Raw genomic sequence first — 19,046 nt, 5'->3', positions numbered from 1 at the left:
CGTTGTTTGTGCTATCTAGTTTTCAAGGAACAAGGCTACTGTTTGAATCCGCCTAAGCTTCATCATTTCACCTGGTTTGAAAGAATAAATCATTCTTTCAAAACTAAACGAAACGCTCATGTAAGGTTGGTAACGTAAGTTACCTTCGTAATTCTCCATAGAAAGGAGGTGATCCAGCCGCACCTTCCGATACGGCTACCTTGTTACGACTTCACCCCAATCATTTGTCCCACCTTCGGCGGCTGGCTCCATAAAGGTTACCCCACCGACTTCGGGTGTTACAAACTCTCGTGGTGTGACGGGCGGTGTGTACAAGGCCCGGGAACGTATTCACCGCGGCATGCTGATCCGCGATTACTAGCAATTCCGGCTTCATGCAGGCGAGTTGCAGCCTGCAATCCGAACTGAGAACGGCTTTATGGGATTCGCTTCACCTCGCGGTGTTGCTGCCCTTTGTACCGTCCATTGTAGCACGTGTGTAGCCCAGGTCATAAGGGGCATGATGATTTGACGTCATCCCCACCTTCCTCCGGTTTGTCACCGGCAGTCACCTTAGAGTGCCCAACTGAATGCTGGCAACTAAGATCAAGGGTTGCGCTCGTTGCGGGACTTAACCCAACATCTCACGACACGAGCTGACGACAACCATGCACCACCTGTCACTCTGTCCCCCGAAGGGGAACGTCCTGTCTCCAGGATTGTCAGAGGATGTCAAGACCTGGTAAGGTTCTTCGCGTTGCTTCGAATTAAACCACATGCTCCACTGCTTGTGCGGGCCCCCGTCAATTCCTTTGAGTTTCAACCTTGCGGTCGTACTCCCCAGGCGGAGTGCTTAATGTGTTAACTTCAGCACTGAGGGTGGAACCCCCCAACACCTAGCACTCATCGTTTACGGCGTGGACTACCAGGGTATCTAATCCTGTTTGCTCCCCACGCTTTCGCGCCTCAGCGTCAGTTACAGACCAGAGAGCCGCCTTCGCCACTGGTGTTCCTCCACATATCTACGCATTTCACCGCTACACGTGGAATTCCACTCTCCTCTTCTGCACTCAAGTCCTCCAGTTTCCAATGACCCTCCACGGTTGAGCCGTGGGCTTTCACATCAGACTTAAAAGACCGCCTGCGCGCGCTTTACGCCCAATAATTCCGGACAACGCTTGCCACCTACGTATTACCGCGGCTGCTGGCACGTAGTTAGCCGTGGCTTTCTGGTTAGGTACCGTCAAGGTACCGCCCTATTCGAACGGTACTTGTTCTTCCCTAACAACAGAGCTTTACGACCCGAAGGCCTTCGTCACTCACGCGGCGTTGCTCCGTCAGACTTTCGTCCATTGCGGAAGATTCCCTACTGCTGCCTCCCGTAGGAGTCTGGGCCGTGTCTCAGTCCCAGTGTGGCCGATCACCCTCTCAGGTCGGCTACGCATCGTCGCCTTGGTAAGCCATTACCTTACCAACTAGCTAATGCGCCGCGGGCCCATCCCGCAGTGTTAGCTCGAAAGCCAACTTTCAACATTGCACCATGCGGTGCGATGTATTACCCGGTATTAGCTCCGGTTTCCCGGAGTTATCCCAGTCTGCAGGGCAGGTTGCCCACGTGTTACTCACCCGTCCGCCGCTAAGATCAGGGAGCAAGCTCCCATCTCTTCGCTCGACTTGCATGTATTAGGCACGCCGCCAGCGTTCGTCCTGAGCCAGGATCAAACTCTCCGATAGAAAGCTTAATCTAGCTTTAAAACAATGTTTTGTTTCCGTAGAAACAACTACTTACATGGCGTTTCGTTCAGTTTTCAAAGATCGATTTGTTTCTTTCAATGTCGTTTTCAGCGACCAAACCATCATACCATGATGACTTGAACAGTGTCAACAACTTTTTTCAAAAGATGGTGGGCCTGAGTGGACTCGAACCACCGACCTCACGCTTATCAGGCGTGCGCTCTAACCAGCTGAGCTACAGGCCCATCTTTAATGGAGCGGGTGATGGGGATCGAACCCACGACATCAGCTTGGAAGGCTGAGGTTTTACCACTAAACTACACCCGCGATATTGATGGTCGGGAAGACAGGATTTGAACCTGCGACCCCTTGGTCCCAAACCAAGTGCTCTACCAAGCTGAGCTACTTCCCGACATTTTATTAAGTAAATAAATATGGTGCGCCCGAGAGAAGTCGAATCCCTAACCTTCTGATCCGTAGTCAGACGCTCTATCCAATTGAGCTACGGGCGCATATTATATTTGGTGCGGTTGAGAGGACTCGAACCTCCACGGGGTTTCCCCCACTAGCCCCTCAAGCTAGCGCGTCTGCCATTCCGCCACAACCGCACATCGTTACTTGATGAAAACTTAGCATTTTAAAAGAATTGGTGCGGGTGAAGGGACTTGAACCCCCACGTCGTAAGACACTAGATCCTAAGTCTAGCGCGTCTGCCAATTCCGCCACACCCGCAAAAAGTGGTGAGCCATGAAGGACTCGAACCTTCGACCCTCTGATTAAAAGTCAGATGCTCTACCAACTGAGCTAATGGCTCAACATGGCTGGGCTAGCTGGATTCGAACCAGCGCATGACGGAATCAAAATCCGTTGCCTTACCGCTTGGCTATAGCCCAACAATTTATATAATCAGATTCATTTTAGAAAATAATGGCGGTCTCGACGGGAATCGAACCCGCGATCTCCTGCGTGACAGGCAGGCATGTTAACCGCTACACCACGAGACCTCTATAACTGATTACATATCATGTTGTTGAAACATTTTATTTTTAAAATTTGTTGGTGACCCGTACGGGATTCGAACCCGTGTTACCGCCGTGAAAGGGCGGTGTCTTAACCGCTTGACCAACGGGCCATAAAAATGGCGGAGAAGGAGGGATTTGAACCCTCGCGCCGCTCACGCGACCTACACCCTTAGCAGGGGCGCCCCTTCAGCCACTTGGGTACTTCTCCGTTTGGCTCCACAGGTAGGATTCGAACCTACGACCGATCGGTTAACAGCCGATAGCTCTACCACTGAGCTACTGTGGAATAGTGTTTAATTTGTTATCTCCGTTATCGGCGACATTTAATATAATAACTTATCCAGCAATCAAAGTCAACAGCTTTTTTGAAATTTCTTAAAGCGTTATGTATTCGATCTGGACTTGCTCTCCGAAGAGACTTTATTAATTTACCACATACAATCTAGGTCGTCAATGATAACTTTCAATAAACTTGTTTTAACTTTCCTCTACACTTTCCGCACACATATCGTAAGGTGTCCATCCTTCTCTTCCTTCTATACTTAGCATGGCATTGTTGACACTCGTAAAGGTACTTATATGATTCTACTCTTCTTTGCCCAGGTACTACCTGGCAGTAGCGTGACCCCCCCACTTTTTGAAGAAGTTGTTTGAAATCCTGGTCCTGATGTTTATAACCTTTCTTCTGAATGTGTAGGTGATAATGACATAGTTCATGCTTTATAATCCCTTCAAGTTCTGTTACACCAAATTGATCATAGTGCTTTTTATTGAATTCAAGATTATGTGACCTTAACAAATAACGTCCGCCAGTAGTTCTTAAACGAGCATTAAATGTAGCTTGATGAAGAAAAGGCATACCAAAATACCTCTCGGATATTGCTTCTACTAAACGCTGCAGTTCTTTCTCAGTCAACTCATTCATCCTTTCACTTTCCGAACATATACAAGCCGCTTTTCATAAACTAATTTACATCATCATTCACGCAGTGTCATCCATTAAAGGAGGAGATGGAGTTGCCTGTATGGTTTAAGAAACAACTGAAACAAGCTTACCTTGAGAAAAATCGCCGACAAATCAAGCTTCTTAATCAATGTTGGTTTTTTTACAGATGAAAACACCGCCCCTAAGGGCAGTGCTTATGATGGCTTTAGCATAGTAAGAGCGATTCTTTCCCTTTTCAAATCAACTTCATCAACCCATACAGTAACAACTTGCCCTACATGGACAACTTCCATAGGGTTTTTCACAAAGCGAGTCGTTAATTTCGAGATATGAACAAGCCCATCTTGTTTAACCCCTATATCAATAAAAGCACCAAAGTCTACTACGTTTCGTACTGTTCCTTCTAACTCCATACCCTGTTCAAGATCTTCCATTTTCAAAACATCTGTTTTTAAAATAGGCTGTGAGAGTTCATCTCGGGGGTCACGCCCCGGCTTCTGCAGAGATGCCACAATATCTTGTAACGTGGGTTCCCCTATATTTAAAGCCTCTGCAGTTTCCTTCATCGGAATTGCAGACAAAGATTGCACTAGTTTTTCAGTCCCAATATCCTGCGGCTTACAATCAATGCGTTCTAAAAGTGCTTTTGTTACCTGATAACTTTCAGGGTGGATCTCTGTTTGATCAAGAGGTTGCTTCCCTCCCATTATTCGAAGAAATCCAATACACTGCTCATATGTTTTAGCACCAAGCCTTGGCACTTTCTTTAACTGCACCCTACTTGTAAACTTTCCTTCTTCATCTCGTTTTTTAACGATATTCATCGCAACTGCTCGAGAAAGACCAGCTACATATTGAAGGAGAGAGACAGAAGCTGTATTCACATTAACGCCAACCTGGTTAACAGCGGTTTCCACGACAAAGGTTAATTGATCATTCAGCTTTTTCTGAGACACATCGTGCTGATATTGTCCCACTCCTACTGATTTAGGATCAATTTTAACTAGCTCAGCAAGTGGGTCTTGAACTCTACGCGCAATGGAAACCGCCGAACGTTCCTCCACCTGTAGATCAGGAAACTCTTCTCTTGCAAGGTCTGATGCAGAGTAAACACTCGCTCCTGCTTCATTAACAATTAAATAGACCACTTTTACTTCCACTTCTTTTATCACATCTGCAATAAACTGTTCGGTTTCACGTGATGCCGTCCCGTTCCCTATAGCAACCATCTCAATATCGTAGTCTTTTATCATTTGTATCACTATAGCTTTCGCTTTCTCGACTTCTGAGCGTGGCGGTGTTGGATAGATAACAGACACATTAAGCATTTTACCGGTATCATCAACAACAGCTAGTTTACACCCAGTTCGAAAGGCAGGATCTACCCCAAGTACTCTCTTTCCTTTTAAAGGGGGTTGTAGCAAAAGATGTTTTAGGTTTTCTGAGAAAATATGAATGGCTTGGTCCTCAGCTCGCTCAGTTAATTCTTTACGTATTTCTCTTTCTACAGAAGGTTGAATAAGACGTTTGTAACTGTCAATAATGGCTTCCTCTAATAGAGTGACGCAACTTTGCTGCTGATTTTTTATTATTTTCCTATTTAAATAATCATGGATTGAATCAGTAGGTGGGGTGACTGATGTACGTAAAACTTTTTCCTTCTCACCTCTATTAATCGCCAGAACCCGATGTGGAACGATTTTTGAAATACCTTCCTGGTAGGAATAGTACATTTCAAATATCTTTTTAGGATCTTCTTCTTCAGATTTCACAGCGGTTTGAAGAATACCATGTTGAAATGTTTTTGCACGAATCCACTTACGTGCGTCCGCATCATCTGATATCCATTCAGCAATAATATCCTGCGCTCCTTGGATGGCATCTTCCACTGTAGGAACTTCGTTTTCTTTTGATATGTATTCTACAGCCGCTTCGGAGGCTTCTCCAGTTCCATCATTTAGAATCCAAAGAGCAAGAGGCTCCAATCCCTTCTCTTTTGCAATTGTAGCCTTCGTTCGTTTCTTTTGTTTATAAGGTCGATATAGATCTTCTACTTCTTGAAGCTTAGTAGCCTTCTCTAGTTGCTTCTTTAATTCATTTGTTAGTTTGTCTTGCTCCCGTATGAGACGAATAACCTCTTCTTTTCGATTGGCGAGATTTTGAAGATAAAGCCAAGCTTCCTGAATATCCCTCAATTGAACTTCATCAAGCCCACCTGTTAACTCCTTACGGTAACGCGCAATAAACGGAACCGTGTTACCATCATTTAAAAGTGTGATTACTTCTCGTACACTTCGTTCAGCAAGCTGCAATTTCTGCGCTACCTTATGAAAATGTTCCGCTTGCTTTTTATCTGCTGTCATTTCCAAAATAATTCCTCCTCGGGACTCATTCGATAATACTATTAGTTTACCGGATAAGTTGATTAGTTAAAAGCGCGCAAGCATAATCACTAAAACACTTCAGACGGTTTCTACTACTAGTAGTAGAAACTTAAACCAAAATAAAAAAGCTCTCCCTGATTTATCTGGAAGAACTTTTTATACCGTTTTCCCTACAAGGAGAGTAATGTCATCATTTGTAGAGGGAAGCGCGTCTGTTAAATGCTGAAAGGATTCCTTTACTGAATCAAATCGAGCAATCATTGAGTAGTTTTTAGAACTAATTTGAACACCGTCAGAATAAGTAACGAAAGAGGACCCTGAAGGATAATCAATTGATTGCACCTTCACCTTCTGAAGCTTTCCTGAGAGATACCCTGAATAAGAGATAGGACGAATAATCTTACCATCCGGTTGGTAAATAATTAAATTAATATTTCCTATACCACTATATTCGAGCTGTCTTGTCTTAAGATCAAGTTTAAAAATAGAAAGCACGCACCCACGTTTCCCTCTCATCTCTTCATTTGCACGTTTCATCAAAGTTTCTACATCTTCATCCTGATATTCTTTTACTACATTGATAGCGGCTAGGGAAGAATCTTTAGCCATATCTCCACTGCCAAGCCCATCCGCTACAGCGCAAATGAAATAATCAGATGTTTCAGCTACATAATAGCTATCCCCGCACATCTGATTACCTGCCTTAGGTTTCTGATAAGCTGCAACAGTAAGCTTTTTAAAATCATGATGATGAATCATGATTAAAAAGCCTCCGTTGGTTCAATACGAATTGCCTGTCTTAATTTTTCGAGAGCTCTTCTCTGCAAGCGGGAAACATGCATTTGTGAAATACCAAGCTTCTCTCCAGTTTCTTTCTGGCTCATATTTTCAAAATACGTACAATTCAAGATTTCTTGTTCTCGCTCAGTGAGTACTGCAAAAGCCTTTTTAAGAAGCATTTGCTGATCCACAAGATCAAACCCTTGCTCTTGATCACCAACTAGATCAAGTAGAGTAACTGTACTTCCTTCCTGATCTGCTTCAATTGAACTATCAACCGAAAGAGCTTGATAACTTTTGCCCATTTCCATCGTCTCAAGAACTTCTTCCTCAGATACATTAAGGTACTCTGCAAGTTCATCGACCTTTGGAGAACGCTGAAGTTCATTAGTTAATTCTTCAACCGCTTTTTTAATACGGGGTCCAAGCTCTTTTATTCTTCTCGGCACATGAACACTCCATGTTTTGTCCCGAATAAACCGTTTGATTTCACCGACAATCGTTGGAACTGCAAACGATTCAAAGCTTCTACCAAATTCAGGGTCGTAACGACGAAGAGCTGCAAGCAACCCAATCATCCCAACCTGTGAAAGGTCGTCATGAATGCTTTTCCCCTTCGAGAACTTACGAGCGAGTGACTGCACAAGATCCTGATACCTCTCAACAAGCTTTAGTTGAACAACTTCATCAGTCGGATCGTTTTGATATTGCTCAATCCACTCATATACCTCATTGTTGTTATTATTGCGGGGATGATGAGATTGTGTCGGCATCTACTTCCACCCCATCTCTGTGGAGGAACTTTGTCATCATGACTACTACTCCGTCCTCTCCACTGATTTCCACTTTGTCCATCAGTGATTCAATCAGAAAGAGCCCTAATCCTCCCTCACTGAGTTGTTCTACAGACTTGTCACTATCAACTGGTCCAAGCTTTTCGGAAACTTTTGTATAGTCAAAACTTTGACCGCGATCGAGCACCATCATCTCAAGTCGGTCTTCATAAATACCAAATCCAATTGTGATTTGACCCTTTTCATCTTCTTTATAGGCATGGTTCACTGCATTTGTACAAGCTTCTGAAAGAGCAATTTTGATATCCTCAATCTCATCATAGGAATACCCCATGCGATTCGCAATTCCTGAAACCGTTAATCTCGTAACGCCAACAAATTCTGCTTGTGCAGGGATTTTCATTTCAACAAAATCTGAAATATTGATCACTTCGATCCCCCCTTTACGTCTTCGATATCGATCACTTCGTCTAATCCAGTGATTTCAAAAAGACGCTGTACGCGTGAAGTCATTCCAGTCAACTTAATAGAGCTACCGTGCTCTTTAGATGACTTCAGTGCACCTACGAAAACACCAAGACCAGTACTGTCCATATAGTTTACGTCACCAAGATGAACAAGTGTCTCATGTCCTTCTTTTCCAGTTAACGGAAGCAAAGCTTCACGGAGCTGAGGTGCTGTATAAGCATCTATTTCACCAGCTATATGTAAATGATGTGTATTTTCATGGTCTTCTTGTTTGATTTGCAAATTCATAACATTACCCCCTGTAGGTTGCTTCTAATTATTAGTTAAATCCATTAATTCCTTATTCCACTTTTAGAAAGAAGTTAAACCTCACGACGCAAAATAACAAGGGTGAAATCATCTCTGAGTTCAAACTCCTGTAAGCGCTCAAGCTCTCGATAAACCTCATCGACAATTTCTTGAGCAGAGAGGTGGATGTATTTACGAATTAACGCAACAATTTCATCACGTTCAATAAAACCATTAGTGGAGCGGCATTCAGTTACACCATCTGAAAGCATGATAACCATATCATTTCCATTAAGGACACGTTGGTATTCTTGATATGACGTTTTCTTTGAAACCCCTAGGACAAGTCCCTTTGTAAATAGCTCCTCGAACTCATCTTTTTCTGCATCGTAAAAAAAGCCCGGTTCATGACCGGCACCAGCGTAATAAAATGAATGTACCCTAGGATCATATAATCCGTAAAACATCGTAATGAACATATTAGGGTCAACATTTTGTTCCACTACTCGATTTAGATTTTCAAGAACCGCACCCGGCTGCATTCGCTGCTCTGGCGCGCTATCCATTGTGTATTTAATCATACTCATGCACAAAGCAGCTGGAATACCTTTGCCTATAACATCAGCGATAGCTACACTAACGCAATTGTTCTCATCTTGAACAAAATGATAGTAATCCCCGCTCATTTTCTGGGCGGGTTTACTAATAGCACCAATATCAAGATCCTGAACTTCTGGCTTATCACCCGCAAGCAAGGTTTGCTGCATGTTTGCCGCGATCTCAATTTCGGATTCTAATTGTTGCTGACGACTACGAAGACTCTGATGCTCTCTGTATGCAAATCCATACCCAATCATCATCTCAAGTAGAAAATCATATGAATTTTTAAGCGGCTCAGGTATATCCGGGAACAGTTCCTCAAGAACGCTCACATGGAGACTGACAGCTTCTTCAGGAGATATCTTTTGTTCGATCATCTTTCGACTAAACTGCTGTCCCTTATATAAGGTTTGCTCAGACTGCTCCTCTAAATAATTCTCTAATATTGCTTTGTATTTTTGATATTGAAGATCTCGGTCGTCCATTATTGTCTATCCTCCTTAACGGAGCCATTTAATAGAAGTGATAACAGTTCCTTCATTTTCTTTCGAATCGATCGTAAACTCATCCATTAATCGTTTGACCCCAGGAAGACCAGCTCCAAGACCACCAGAGGTTGTAAAACCATCTTCCATTACTTTTCTAATATCTTTAATTCCCGGGCCAGAGTCAGATGCTTCGATTTTAAGTCCTAACTTCCCCCCGTTTTCTACCCGTTCAATGGCTACTTCGCCACTCCCGGCATAGAGGTATATGTTACGAGCGAGTTCAGAAATAGCCGTCGTAATACGAGCTTGATCAACAGTACCGAAGCCTAGCTCTTTTGCTATATTCCTACCAGACTGTCTCGCTTTCACAATATCCCATTCATTTCGTACTTCCACACAGGATTGGATATTCATAACTTATCCCCCCAATTCCTGTTGTAATTTCTCTAACCCCTGTTCTAAATCTAATGCAGTCGGGACATTTTTCATCATGATTCCTAAATCAATTAACGTAATAGCAACGGCAGGTTGAATTCCTGTCAGTACTACTTTTGCCCCCATTAAATTCGACATGCGCACTACATCACCTAAAACTTTGGCAATAAATGAATCAATCATATCGACAGAAGTTAAATCAATTACAACGCCCTTTGCTCCTGTTTCATGAATCTTCTCGAGCAAATCCTCCTGAAATTGAAGTGCTGTTTTGTCATCGAGGTCTATTTGTATGGTAATTAGTAAATACTCATTTAATTTTAATATAGGAATTCGCATTGTCTTCCCCCCTTACTCAATCTCAATCATCTGACGTTTTGTCATTTCTAATGCAGTTTTCATGCCTTTAAATAACGTACTTTTCGTTGGGAATTGTCCAAGGTCAATTCCTAGGTTAACGATTGTTTGAGCAATTTCTGGTCTAATCCCTACAAGAATGCACTGAGCGCCAACAAGTCTCACTGCTTCTGCTGCTTGTATAATATGATGAGCGACCATCGTATCAACAACTGGAACCCCAGTGATTTCAATAAGAACAACTTGAGACCTGTGTTTAATAACACCAGTTAACAAGTTTTCCATTATAAGTTTCGCCCGCTCAGTATCAATTGTGCCTATAAGTGGCATGACGCTAATATTCTCAAATACCGGGATGAGAGGTGCAGATAATTCTTGAAGAGCAACTTTTTGAATAGATACAGTGTTCTCCCAATTTTTTGCGCTCTCATTAATTAATTGATTAACAATTGGATCGATCCAACGATCGATTTCATCGTACATGCTAAACACTCTATCATTAGATTGATTCGCATCAAGAAGAACACCTAGAATAATTCGACGGAAGTTTTGTAATCCCTGAGTGACATAACTCAGTCTCCACCCAATCTTCATCAAACGCTCTGCAAACTCCGTCATTCGATCTGTTGGTTTATGAACGTTTTGTTCAATATGCGTGTAAATAATTTCGAACAACTCTTTGTTTGTTTCTATATAAGCATTATCTGTTATTGATTGAAGCCGATGTTCATCACGTACTCTCTCCATCTCATCCATCCATCTGGTGTAAATACGTTCTCGGCTTTCGTTCAATAATTGTATAACTAACTTGTCCATCGTGCTCCTCCCTACGATCTTTCTTCATTCATTTATCTTCTCATTGCAAGAAATCACTCGCAATTATTATGCCTTACTAGTCTTAGCGCATCACATCATTTTCATCTTAACACACTTTTCGACATAACTAGAAAATTCCCTGCTATGAGCTACACGAAATGTGGTGAATAAAAGGGGGAGCAGACCAAGAGTTGCAAGGAAGCACTCTACCTAAAAACAATTATATGATACAAAAAAACTGCTCATAGGAGCAGCTTCGTTTGGGTATTATACGTTTTCAAAAATCAATGAGTCCAAGGCTGATCTGCAAAGCTTCTTGCACTCTTTGCATCATACCCTCATCAAGGTGAGTGATTTTATCAGTTAGACGCTGTTTATCAATGGTACGAATTTGTTCTAGCAGGATAACCGAATCACGTTCAAACCCGTAACGCTTGGCATCAATTTCCACATGTGTGGGCAGCTTAGCTTTTTGGATTTGCGCAGTAATTGCGGCAACAATGACAGTAGGACTAAAACGATTCCCAATGTCGTTCTGAATAATTAAGACGGGTCTTACCCCACCTTGTTCAGAACCTACAACAGGAGAAAGGTCAGCAAAATACACATCACCTCGTTTGACAATCAAGCCACTACACCCCGCTTACTAAGCGGTCCACGGTGTGCTCTGCTTCCTCCTCAACAAGAAAGGCTTCTGCTGCAAGGTTCAAGTTAATCTTAGCCATCTCCATGTACCCCTGGCGCATGGCGTCACGAATTTGTCGCTTCTTTCGTTCGCGAATATACATTGTCGTGGCCTGTGATATGAACTCGTTACGATCAAGCTGTTCCTGTTGAATAATACCATCCACCTCATTTAAAATATGTTGTGGGAGAGTTACAACAATCGATTTTTTGTTTGCCTCTGACACAAACATACACCTCCGAAGCACTGCTACTCATATTGTATTCCACCATTAATCTTACCATTGCAAACGACGCATTGCAAAACAACTTTCCACAAGACTATTTCATCATATTCTTCCAAAATCCTTCTTTTATTTTACTATTTTTTTAAAATTGTATTCATTACGCCTTTTTTTTCTCCGTTTTCACGAAAAAGTCTCGGAACGCGCGGTCCTATCATACAAGGAATTTCATAGTTAATCGTCTCAAGTCGTTCAGCAATGTCATCTATTGTAATTTCCTCTGAACCTTGTACTCCAATTAGCGTCACATGAGTTCCTATTTCAACTTCAGAAGAAAGACGAACCATGAGTTGATCCATACAGATACGGCCCACAATAGGTGCACGCTCGCCATTTATGAGAACATAAGCATTACTTAGTTTACGTATCCATCCATCAGCATATCCAATAGGAACTGTTCCAATCCATTCCCCTTCAGCTGTGTGATACGTAGACCCATAGCTAATCGGCTCTCCTGTGCTCATTTGCTTCACGTTAACTAGCTGACTATGAAGACTAAATGCAGGTTTAAGCTCAAAAGGTTGAATGGACTTCATCTCTTGAGAAGGAATCAATCCATACATTGAAATACCGATACGAATTAAATTTCCAATTCGATCAGGGTAGCGAATCGCTCCTGCACTATTTCCAAGATGAACCCATTTAGGCTCAATACCTTCTCTTCGAAAATAATCTTTCATTTTTTTAAAAGTTGCTATTTGAGATTCAATGAAAGCATTATCCGGTTCATCCGCTGTCGCGAAATGAGTGTAGATCCCCTCAACGATAAAAGAAGTGTGCTTTCTTAACCTTTCTATAATCATGGTTGCTTCTGTTTCCTTTTTTATCCCAAGACGCCCCATCCCAGTGTCAACTTTCAAATGGATATTAAGTGGTAATTCCCCTAGTACTCTCGCAGCTTGTTCGATCCAATCTTTTTGGAAAGCAGTAAGGGTAATGTCATGTTCTGCTGCCATTTTCACATACTCAGGAGGCACCCATCCCAATACAAGAATGGGAGCATCAATTCCTTCTTCACGAAGTGCAAGTGCCTCATCAAGAATAGCTACCGCAAGGTATTTAGCCCCAGCGCTTAAAGCCTTCTTAGCTGTCGCAACAGCTCCATGTCCATACCCATTTGCTTTCACAACAGCCATGATGGAAACATCTTTCGGCACATATTGCTTATATGATTTTACATTCTGTTCAATGGCATCCAGATTAACCTCAGCCCAAGTTTCACGATAAAACGCCTGATTGTCCATTCCAACTTCCTCCTAAAACAAATCACTCTGCCCTCTATTTTAGGAGATTTCAAGAAAAGCGCAAGTGTCTCGTTTAGTTCCGACAAGCACTGGAAGCTTTTTTCCTGAACACGCCCTTTGTGTTCTGGGGAAAAGCTGAAGCGACTCGAGGAACTAGACACTGGAGCTAGACAATAAAAGCGCAAGTGTCTCGTTAATTCCGACAAGCGCTGGAAGCTATTAAATATGGTTTACTATAGCTATTTCTAAAAAAGGTTCAGCCATGTAATCATAGCTGAACCTCTTTGAAGTGTTATTTAATTTCCGTCATACCATACACTGACCTTGCCACAGACGCCATCTCTTCTTGAGTTAAATCATTTGAAGCCAGGAAGAAATCAACACCATTATGGTTCCAGGTAACTGTCGTATCTGTCATGACACCCATTGTAAAGCCTAAGTCCACCGGTTGACCCTCACCTACCGAGACAGGAGCACTTGTTTCGAGCACCGCCTCACTTTTCTCTTCTATTAACGTAAAGGACTTTTCACCAGTGAAGCTTAACATAACTTTGTTTGTGGCTACTTCTTTCTCATCTGTAAGACCTGTGCCTTGTGGTTCGTACATTGGATACACAACTTCAAACGGTTCATTTGTTGTAGCAATGACAGGTATTTCTAACTGAGCAGCTGTCATATTTCGTTCCATATCAAATGCACCCTTATCGAATGAAGCGTTGAATTTCATATTAGAGAATTCAATATCAACAAGAGGTTTCTGATCTTGATTCATAATGGTTACTTTCTCTGGCGCAAGGTCTTTCTTATTTAATTGGATAGACTGTTTTGATAAGTTCTTGTTCTGGTAGTTTGTTTTCGTTGTAAACACATAATCATTTTCTTTTGCTTCAAATTCTGCTCCAGAATCATTTAGTATATCTAGAACAAGCGTGTTATAGAGATAGGCCTGGCTACCATTCTCCGGCCAATCACTCTGGAATCTAAAACTTTTATTAAGAGCAGGAGTCAGAACAAATACCCCTTCATCGTTACGCAAGATAATTTGACTCTGTTCTTTTGAAGCGTTTTTTAACTCAACACGATAAAAAGAGGGCTTTTGGTACCAGATCTCTACATCATAACGCTGTGGTTCTTCACCTGTTTCAAGCGTCATTTTGGCATTTACTTTATAGCTCTCCATCTCATTCAACTTTTTGTCTAAAGCATCTACAACATCCTGCTGACTTTTCTGTCCGCATCCCGATAGTGCCACAAGCATCAGTACTCCGATAAGAAAAACGACTCCGAACTTTTTCACTCTATCCAACTCCTTTGCCTCATTTAAAACGACAAAGGAGGTTCCTGTCATGTGAAAAACCTATCCGTGATGTTGGTTAAGAAATGAATGCAGAACGGTTGGAATCGTAGCAATAACATCAGTCGCCAGTACGTCAAGAGTAGTGTGAGTCGTTTGAACAAGGGTATCTGCTGCTTGCCCATGTAGAAATACCGCATTGCTTATCCCTTCTTGGATGGACGAACTGTGCATAACGAAAGCAAGTACCATACCAGTCAGGACGTCACCGGTTCCTCCCTTAGCAAGCGCTGGATTACCTGTTGTGTTAACGAACTGACTTCCATCTGGGGAAGTTACAATCGTATTCGGGCCTTTCAATACAAGGTAAACACCGAATTCTTTAGCAAATGAACGAGAGATCTCGAATCGCTTACGCTGAATTTCCTCGATTGGCAAGTCAGTTAACCTTGCCATCTCTCCAGGATGGGGCGTTAGCACAGTCGGTGTTTCCCTTGCCTTCAGACATCCTTTCAATTCTGCCAGGTTGTACAAAGCATCTGCGTCCAGAATGAGGGGGGAAGTTGTTGATAACGCTGCTTCAACGACTGATTTACACCCCGGTTTTCTCCCAAGACCTGGACCAACAGCAATTCCATCGAAAGAAGAAAGGTCCTCCGGCACTTCTCCAGAGAAAAATCCTTCGCGAGATGACCACCCCTGGAAAATTGTTTCAACGACTGTTCCAGCCACCACAGAAAGAATTTCATCAGGTACTGAAGCCTGAATTAACCCCGCTCCGCTCCTATAGGCAGCTTTCGCTGTCATAACAGGCGCTCCAACCATTCCCTTTGATCCTCCAATCACCAGCCCTTTTCCATGGCTTCCTTTATGAGAGGACGCCGATCGATCAGAAAGCGTGCGATGTACATCTGACTTTTGCCAGAGTTCTCTATTGAATACAGATGAAAAAGCAGCCTGTGGTAGACCAATATCAACTACCTCTAAATCTCCATAAAAATCGGCATCTGGATAAAGGAAGGCTCCTAATTTTGGACACTGAATCGTATAAGTTTTATTCGCACGAACCGGAACGCCTTCGCCCACGTATCCTCCATTCGCATGTAGACCGCTCGGAAGATCAACAGATAAAACCGTTGCAGAAGACCGATTCAATTGCCTAATTACCTCATCGTATGGAGCACGAATTGCCCCTGATAAGCCAAGTCCTAGAAGACAATCGATAACTACAGAATAGTTTTGAATGTCCCGAGCGAATGCAACTCCGTCTTCATACGATTTGTAAGAATACGAGAGGCTACGATAAATATCGAAGTGAGTTCTAGCGTCTCCCCTTATCTTTGAATATGGTGGAATCAACCAGATATCTACATCATATCCATGCTCTTTTAAATATCTTCCCAGAACAAAACCGTCGCCTCCGTTATTCCCTGTGCCAATTAATACAGCCACACGCTTTTCTTTTTGAATTCTGCTCTTCATCGCCTCAAATAGAGCTTTCCCCGCATTTTCCATCAACATCACACCGCTAATCCCGATTTCCTCCATGGCAAAACGGTCTGCTTCATACATTTCTTCTCCGGATACGATTCTCACAACAGGTCCCTCCTGACCGTGGTAAATTATATGAGGCAAGTCTCCACCTTATGCAGACTAGCTTGACGAGCACTCAATAATTACTTGTGCAATAGCATGCTGCTTCGTATGTGAAATGGATATATGTATCTTCTCATCTTGATCGGCTGATTCAATATACGGCGCACCTTCTGGCGATTTCCGCACACAAATGTCTTGCCAGCTAAGTCTACCAATCCCAGTACCCCTCGCTTTTGCATACGCTTCTTTAGCTGCAAAACGTCCCGCCAAAAATTCCACACTTCTATGCCCACTTATTTGCTGATATTCTCTACGTTCACGTTCAGTTAGGATACGCCCAGCAAATGCAGCATTCCTCTGAACAACCTGTTTGATACGATCAATCTCAATCATATCTATTCCGATTCCTCTAATCATCTCTATACTCCTTCGTACTAATTCGTCACAAGCCTGCATAGTGTTTTCAATAGTGATTATACCTCTAGCTATGCTAAACTAATAAGAAAACGAGTGAGCTTAATTTACCAGCCACTCCTACAACATTCCATTGAACTGAATTGATAATAAATTCTCTGAAAAAGGTGGTCGAATTATGTTTGTGCGAAATGAAGATTTTCGCTCATTTATCCGTTATTATCCTATCATTTCCATACTTATTGGTATACATATCCTCCTCTTTGTTCTCGTAAACCTTTTTGGTTTGTATTCGATCTTAAGACTTGGGGTGGGCTACAATCGAGCGATTGAAATTGGTGAATATTGGAGACTCATTACGCCGATCTTCCTACATGGTGGATTTGCCCACGTTTTATTCAATTCCTTTTCCCTCTATCTTTTTGGTCCGGCTTTAGAACAGATGTTAGGGAAAGCCAAGTTCTTGGTTGGCTACTTCGGGGCTGGAATTATCGCCAATATTGCCACCTTCTATTTGCAAGATAGTAATTTCAGTCACGTGGGTGCTTCTGGTGCAATCTTTGGGCTTTTTGGGATATATTTTTATATGGCTTTCTATCGCAAAGAATTAATTGATCAAGCAAATTCACAATTGATTTTAATGATTCTTGGAATAGGACTCGTAATGACATTTGTAAGTCCTAATATCAACATTCTTGGTCATCTCTTTGGGTTTATAGGCGGGGCAGCTCTGGCACCTATTCTTTTGATTGGAGCTAAACCATTTATCAATCGCGGCATTATTCGCGTCAGACGAACGGCAGACAGTGGAGAAATACGGTTTAAACCAAATCGTTGGCAACGGAGGAAAATCCGTACAGGGTCTGGTCGCGGCGGAAAAATTCTATGGGGAATTTTCATTTTCCTCGTCGTAATTGGTTTTATAGCAAGATTTGTTTAACGAAGTTCACACAAAAAAACCAGTGATTTTAACTAATCACTGGTTTTTTTACATGAAAGACTGTTTTAAATAATAATCTACAGCATCTTTTAAGCTTCCCGTAACCTCAAAGTTTTGATTTAATTCAAAATCATACTTCATTAATTGAAGCACATGATTCGGTTTTAACCCACATAAAACCACGGAAACGCCAGTAACTTCGAGCATTGAGCAAAACGATAACAGCGGAAGAACACCGCTATTTTCAATTTCTCCAATACCACTAAAGTCCAGAATCACACGTTCATACTTTCCATTGTTCAAAATTTGCAAAAGATTTAATTCGTTAACAAGAAAGAGCTCCTTTTCAAGTTCACCAAACAAAGGAATAATCCCCATATTATTAGATATTGGTAAGAAGGGGCTTGATAGCTGCTTTATTTTCAATAAAGCAGCTTCAAGCTCCTCCTTTTTATCTAATAAATCAAAGTTTGTATCTGCTAGTCTCTCCTGTTGCTTCTGTAGCATAGTGGACAACTTCTCAATACGATCATCCTGTCTGATACAAACTATCTGCCCGATCCCACTTGACCATTTTGCAAAAACCTGAAAAAGAGAATAGGGCGACTGAACCGTATTCATGACCAATTCTAACTCAACTTCATTTTGAGAGGGGCTCAACATACGTACCGCTTTATCTCTGCTATCAAGATCAACTAGATCTAAGAAAGACGAATGAAATGAGAAAGCTTTCACAGCATTTTCGGACTGTGAAAGGATCGTCAATGTCTCATCAATTAAAAAAGCTGGAAGAGGATGATCATTTATATCATAAATCATACTGTACACTATCCTTCCAACTTTCAAGCCATTCACGTACCTGATACAAATCAGCTACTAGCGTAGTTTGTTCAGAGCAGTAGCTAGACAAATCATATTGTGATGCAAGCCTACCTCCTACTATTATCTCAGGTGAATGTGGCAAATCTTCAAGTTCGGTTACATATCGATTTAAGCGCTCCGCATGGTAACGAATAGAGACTGAAATCCCTACTACTGATGCTTCCCACTTCTTAACTTGATCTAAAGTATACTCAAGAGGTAAATTTGCTCCAAAAAGCTTTGTTTGAAATCCGTATTCCTCAAAGAGCAATGAAATCATTTTCACTCCCAAGTAGTGCTGCTCTTGTTCGATACAAAGAAAAAGAGCCTTTGGTCCTTCTGAATTCCGATTCGCCATCTTTCTAAAATGCGCATATCGTGATAGAACATAATCACAAGTTGTTGTAGCTAAATGCTCGTCCGCTACAGATATTTTATTTTCCTCCCATAGTATTCCAATACGATGCATCGCTTTTGTAAGAACTTCGAAGGTTAAATAACTGTTTTCCAGCAACTCAGAATGCTCCATTATTCTTTCCCATGCTTGATTTTGATCACCTTCAAGAAAGTCATCTGTTAACATTTCAATATTGATCGCCATGTTCACACCCCTTTCTATAAGATGAATGATCCCTCTA

General features: G+C 42.0%; 21 protein-coding genes, 12 tRNA genes and 1 rRNA gene. 2 read left to right on the top strand and 32 right to left on the bottom strand.

All coding sequences use genetic code 11. From position 1 onward, the window contains the following. Positions 1-15: 15 nt before the first annotated feature. The 15 genes from AC0VYO_RS01430 to AC0VYO_RS01360 form a co-directional block, all read right to left on the bottom strand. Entirely contained in the window at positions 16-159 is a 144-nt protein-coding gene (locus AC0VYO_RS01430; RefSeq protein ID WP_475368301.1) for a hypothetical protein, read from the bottom strand. A 2-nt stretch (positions 160-161) separates the two neighbouring features. Continuing rightward, positions 162-1,713: ribosomal RNA gene (locus tag AC0VYO_RS01425) — 16S ribosomal RNA — on the bottom strand. A gap of 168 nt (positions 1,714-1,881) precedes the next feature. After that, positions 1,882-1,958 (bottom strand) — tRNA-Ile (locus AC0VYO_RS01420). An 8-nt stretch (positions 1,959-1,966) separates the two neighbouring features. Then, positions 1,967-2,040: transfer RNA gene (locus AC0VYO_RS01415), tRNA-Gly, on the bottom strand. Positions 2,041-2,048: 8 nt separating this feature from the next. Then, positions 2,049-2,125, bottom strand: a tRNA-Pro gene (locus tag AC0VYO_RS01410). A gap of 23 nt (positions 2,126-2,148) precedes the next feature. Beyond that, positions 2,149-2,225 (bottom strand) — tRNA-Arg (locus AC0VYO_RS01405). A 10-nt stretch (positions 2,226-2,235) separates the two neighbouring features. Next, positions 2,236-2,321, bottom strand: a tRNA-Leu gene (locus tag AC0VYO_RS01400). Positions 2,322-2,360: 39 nt separating this feature from the next. After that, positions 2,361-2,445: transfer RNA gene (locus tag AC0VYO_RS01395), tRNA-Leu, on the bottom strand. A 6-nt stretch (positions 2,446-2,451) separates the two neighbouring features. Continuing rightward, a tRNA-Lys gene (locus tag AC0VYO_RS01390) sits at positions 2,452-2,527 on the bottom strand. A 4-nt stretch (positions 2,528-2,531) separates the two neighbouring features. Next, a tRNA-Gln gene (locus AC0VYO_RS01385) sits at positions 2,532-2,606 on the bottom strand. 35 nt (positions 2,607-2,641) lie between these two features. Then, positions 2,642-2,717: transfer RNA gene (locus AC0VYO_RS01380), tRNA-Asp, on the bottom strand. 53 nt (positions 2,718-2,770) lie between these two features. Then, a tRNA-Glu gene (locus AC0VYO_RS01375) sits at positions 2,771-2,845 on the bottom strand. A gap of 7 nt (positions 2,846-2,852) precedes the next feature. Then, positions 2,853-2,943: transfer RNA gene (locus AC0VYO_RS01370), tRNA-Ser, on the bottom strand. Between the two features lie 3 nt (positions 2,944-2,946). Continuing rightward, positions 2,947-3,021, bottom strand: a tRNA-Asn gene (locus AC0VYO_RS01365). A 177-nt stretch (positions 3,022-3,198) separates the two neighbouring features. Next, positions 3,199-3,651, bottom strand: coding sequence for a SprT family protein (locus AC0VYO_RS01360; RefSeq protein WP_430241906.1), 453 nt, complete (start codon positions 3,649-3,651; stop codon positions 3,199-3,201). A 101-nt stretch (positions 3,652-3,752) separates the two neighbouring features. Between AC0VYO_RS01360 and cmpA the strand changes: the two genes are divergently transcribed. After that, a complete protein-coding gene (gene cmpA, locus AC0VYO_RS01355) occupies positions 3,753-3,851 on the top strand; it encodes a cortex morphogenetic protein CmpA (protein WP_475368300.1) in 99 nt (32 codons plus the stop codon). 24 nt (positions 3,852-3,875) lie between these two features. Here cmpA and AC0VYO_RS01350 read toward each other — a convergent pair whose 3' ends face one another. From AC0VYO_RS01350 to acpS, 15 genes are all read right to left on the bottom strand, one after another. Next, the gene (locus tag AC0VYO_RS01350; RefSeq protein ID WP_475369032.1) at positions 3,876-6,044 is read right to left on the bottom strand and encodes a Tex family protein; all 2,169 of its coding nucleotides are present in this window, start codon (positions 6,042-6,044) and stop codon (positions 3,876-3,878) included. A gap of 177 nt (positions 6,045-6,221) precedes the next feature. Continuing rightward, positions 6,222-6,824, bottom strand: a complete 603-nt coding sequence (locus tag AC0VYO_RS01345; protein WP_475366323.1) for a PP2C family serine/threonine-protein phosphatase — start codon at positions 6,822-6,824, stop codon at positions 6,222-6,224. A gap of 2 nt (positions 6,825-6,826) precedes the next feature. Continuing rightward, positions 6,827-7,618, bottom strand: a complete 792-nt coding sequence (gene sigB / locus AC0VYO_RS01340; RefSeq protein ID WP_194222493.1) for an RNA polymerase sigma factor SigB — start codon at positions 7,616-7,618, stop codon at positions 6,827-6,829. Beyond that, positions 7,587-8,042 carry an anti-sigma B factor RsbW gene (rsbW, locus tag AC0VYO_RS01335; protein ID WP_048313049.1) on the bottom strand — a complete coding sequence of 152 codons (456 nt, stop codon included), beginning with the start codon at positions 8,040-8,042 and terminating at the stop codon, positions 7,587-7,589. Before rsbW ends, sigB begins: the two co-directional genes overlap by 32 nt. A 23-nt stretch (positions 8,043-8,065) precedes the next feature. Then, positions 8,066-8,395 (bottom strand): STAS domain-containing protein, encoded by a 330-nt coding sequence (locus AC0VYO_RS01330; RefSeq protein WP_048312987.1) that lies wholly within the window; start codon positions 8,393-8,395, stop codon positions 8,066-8,068. Between the two features lie 74 nt (positions 8,396-8,469). Then, entirely contained in the window at positions 8,470-9,480 is a 1,011-nt protein-coding gene (locus AC0VYO_RS01325; RefSeq protein ID WP_303535794.1) for a PP2C family protein-serine/threonine phosphatase, read from the bottom strand. Positions 9,481-9,495: 15 nt separating this feature from the next. After that, the gene (locus tag AC0VYO_RS01320; RefSeq protein WP_194222496.1) at positions 9,496-9,897 is read right to left on the bottom strand and encodes an anti-sigma regulatory factor; all 402 of its coding nucleotides are present in this window, start codon (positions 9,895-9,897) and stop codon (positions 9,496-9,498) included. 3 nt (positions 9,898-9,900) lie between these two features. After that, entirely contained in the window at positions 9,901-10,257 is a 357-nt protein-coding gene (locus AC0VYO_RS01315; RefSeq protein WP_194222497.1) for an STAS domain-containing protein, read from the bottom strand. A gap of 12 nt (positions 10,258-10,269) precedes the next feature. After that, positions 10,270-11,091 (bottom strand): STAS domain-containing protein, encoded by an 822-nt coding sequence (locus AC0VYO_RS01310; RefSeq protein ID WP_430241915.1) that lies wholly within the window; start codon positions 11,089-11,091, stop codon positions 10,270-10,272. A 277-nt stretch (positions 11,092-11,368) separates the two neighbouring features. Further along, a complete protein-coding gene (gene ndoA, locus AC0VYO_RS01305) occupies positions 11,369-11,719 on the bottom strand; it encodes a type II toxin-antitoxin system endoribonuclease NdoA (protein ID WP_048312992.1) in 351 nt (116 codons plus the stop codon). Between the two features lie 4 nt (positions 11,720-11,723). Next, a complete protein-coding gene (locus tag AC0VYO_RS01300; RefSeq protein ID WP_048312993.1) occupies positions 11,724-12,008 on the bottom strand; it encodes a CopG family ribbon-helix-helix protein in 285 nt (94 codons plus the stop codon). A gap of 128 nt (positions 12,009-12,136) precedes the next feature. Then, positions 12,137-13,303 carry an alanine racemase gene (gene alr / locus AC0VYO_RS01295; RefSeq protein ID WP_475366322.1) on the bottom strand — a complete coding sequence of 389 codons (1,167 nt, stop codon included), beginning with the start codon at positions 13,301-13,303 and terminating at the stop codon, positions 12,137-12,139. Between the two features lie 292 nt (positions 13,304-13,595). Next, positions 13,596-14,600, bottom strand: coding sequence for a LolA family protein (locus AC0VYO_RS01290; RefSeq protein ID WP_430241920.1), 1,005 nt, complete (start codon positions 14,598-14,600; stop codon positions 13,596-13,598). A gap of 60 nt (positions 14,601-14,660) precedes the next feature. Continuing rightward, positions 14,661-16,193 (bottom strand): NAD(P)H-hydrate dehydratase, encoded by a 1,533-nt coding sequence (locus AC0VYO_RS01285; protein ID WP_475368299.1) that lies wholly within the window; start codon positions 16,191-16,193, stop codon positions 14,661-14,663. Positions 16,194-16,250: 57 nt separating this feature from the next. Continuing rightward, positions 16,251-16,610: a holo-ACP synthase gene (gene acpS / locus AC0VYO_RS01280; protein WP_194222500.1), complete on the bottom strand. Its 360-nt coding sequence runs from the start codon at positions 16,608-16,610 to the stop codon at positions 16,251-16,253. Positions 16,611-16,785: 175 nt separating this feature from the next. Here acpS and AC0VYO_RS01275 point away from each other — a divergent pair, with 175 nt between their 5' ends. Then, a complete protein-coding gene (locus AC0VYO_RS01275) occupies positions 16,786-17,547 on the top strand; it encodes a rhomboid family intramembrane serine protease (RefSeq protein ID WP_430241926.1) in 762 nt (253 codons plus the stop codon). Between the two features lie 48 nt (positions 17,548-17,595). Here the strand turns inward: AC0VYO_RS01275 and AC0VYO_RS01270 are convergent, their stop codons facing one another. Further along, positions 17,596-18,366, bottom strand: a complete 771-nt coding sequence (locus tag AC0VYO_RS01270) for an STAS domain-containing protein (RefSeq protein WP_475366320.1) — start codon at positions 18,364-18,366, stop codon at positions 17,596-17,598. Continuing rightward, complete coding sequence (locus tag AC0VYO_RS01265) at positions 18,356-19,009, bottom strand: cobalamin B12-binding domain-containing protein (protein ID WP_475366319.1); 654 nt, start codon at positions 19,007-19,009, stop codon at positions 18,356-18,358. Before AC0VYO_RS01265 ends, AC0VYO_RS01270 begins: the two co-directional genes overlap by 11 nt. Between the last annotated feature and the right edge of the window lie 37 nt (positions 19,010-19,046).

This window comes from Anaerobacillus sp. 63XJN7_4_ISO-PGPR-S23-413 (genome assembly GCF_056173725.1).
Note: the sequence above shows the minus strand (reverse complement) of the source record. Positions and strands in the feature narration are given on the sequence as shown.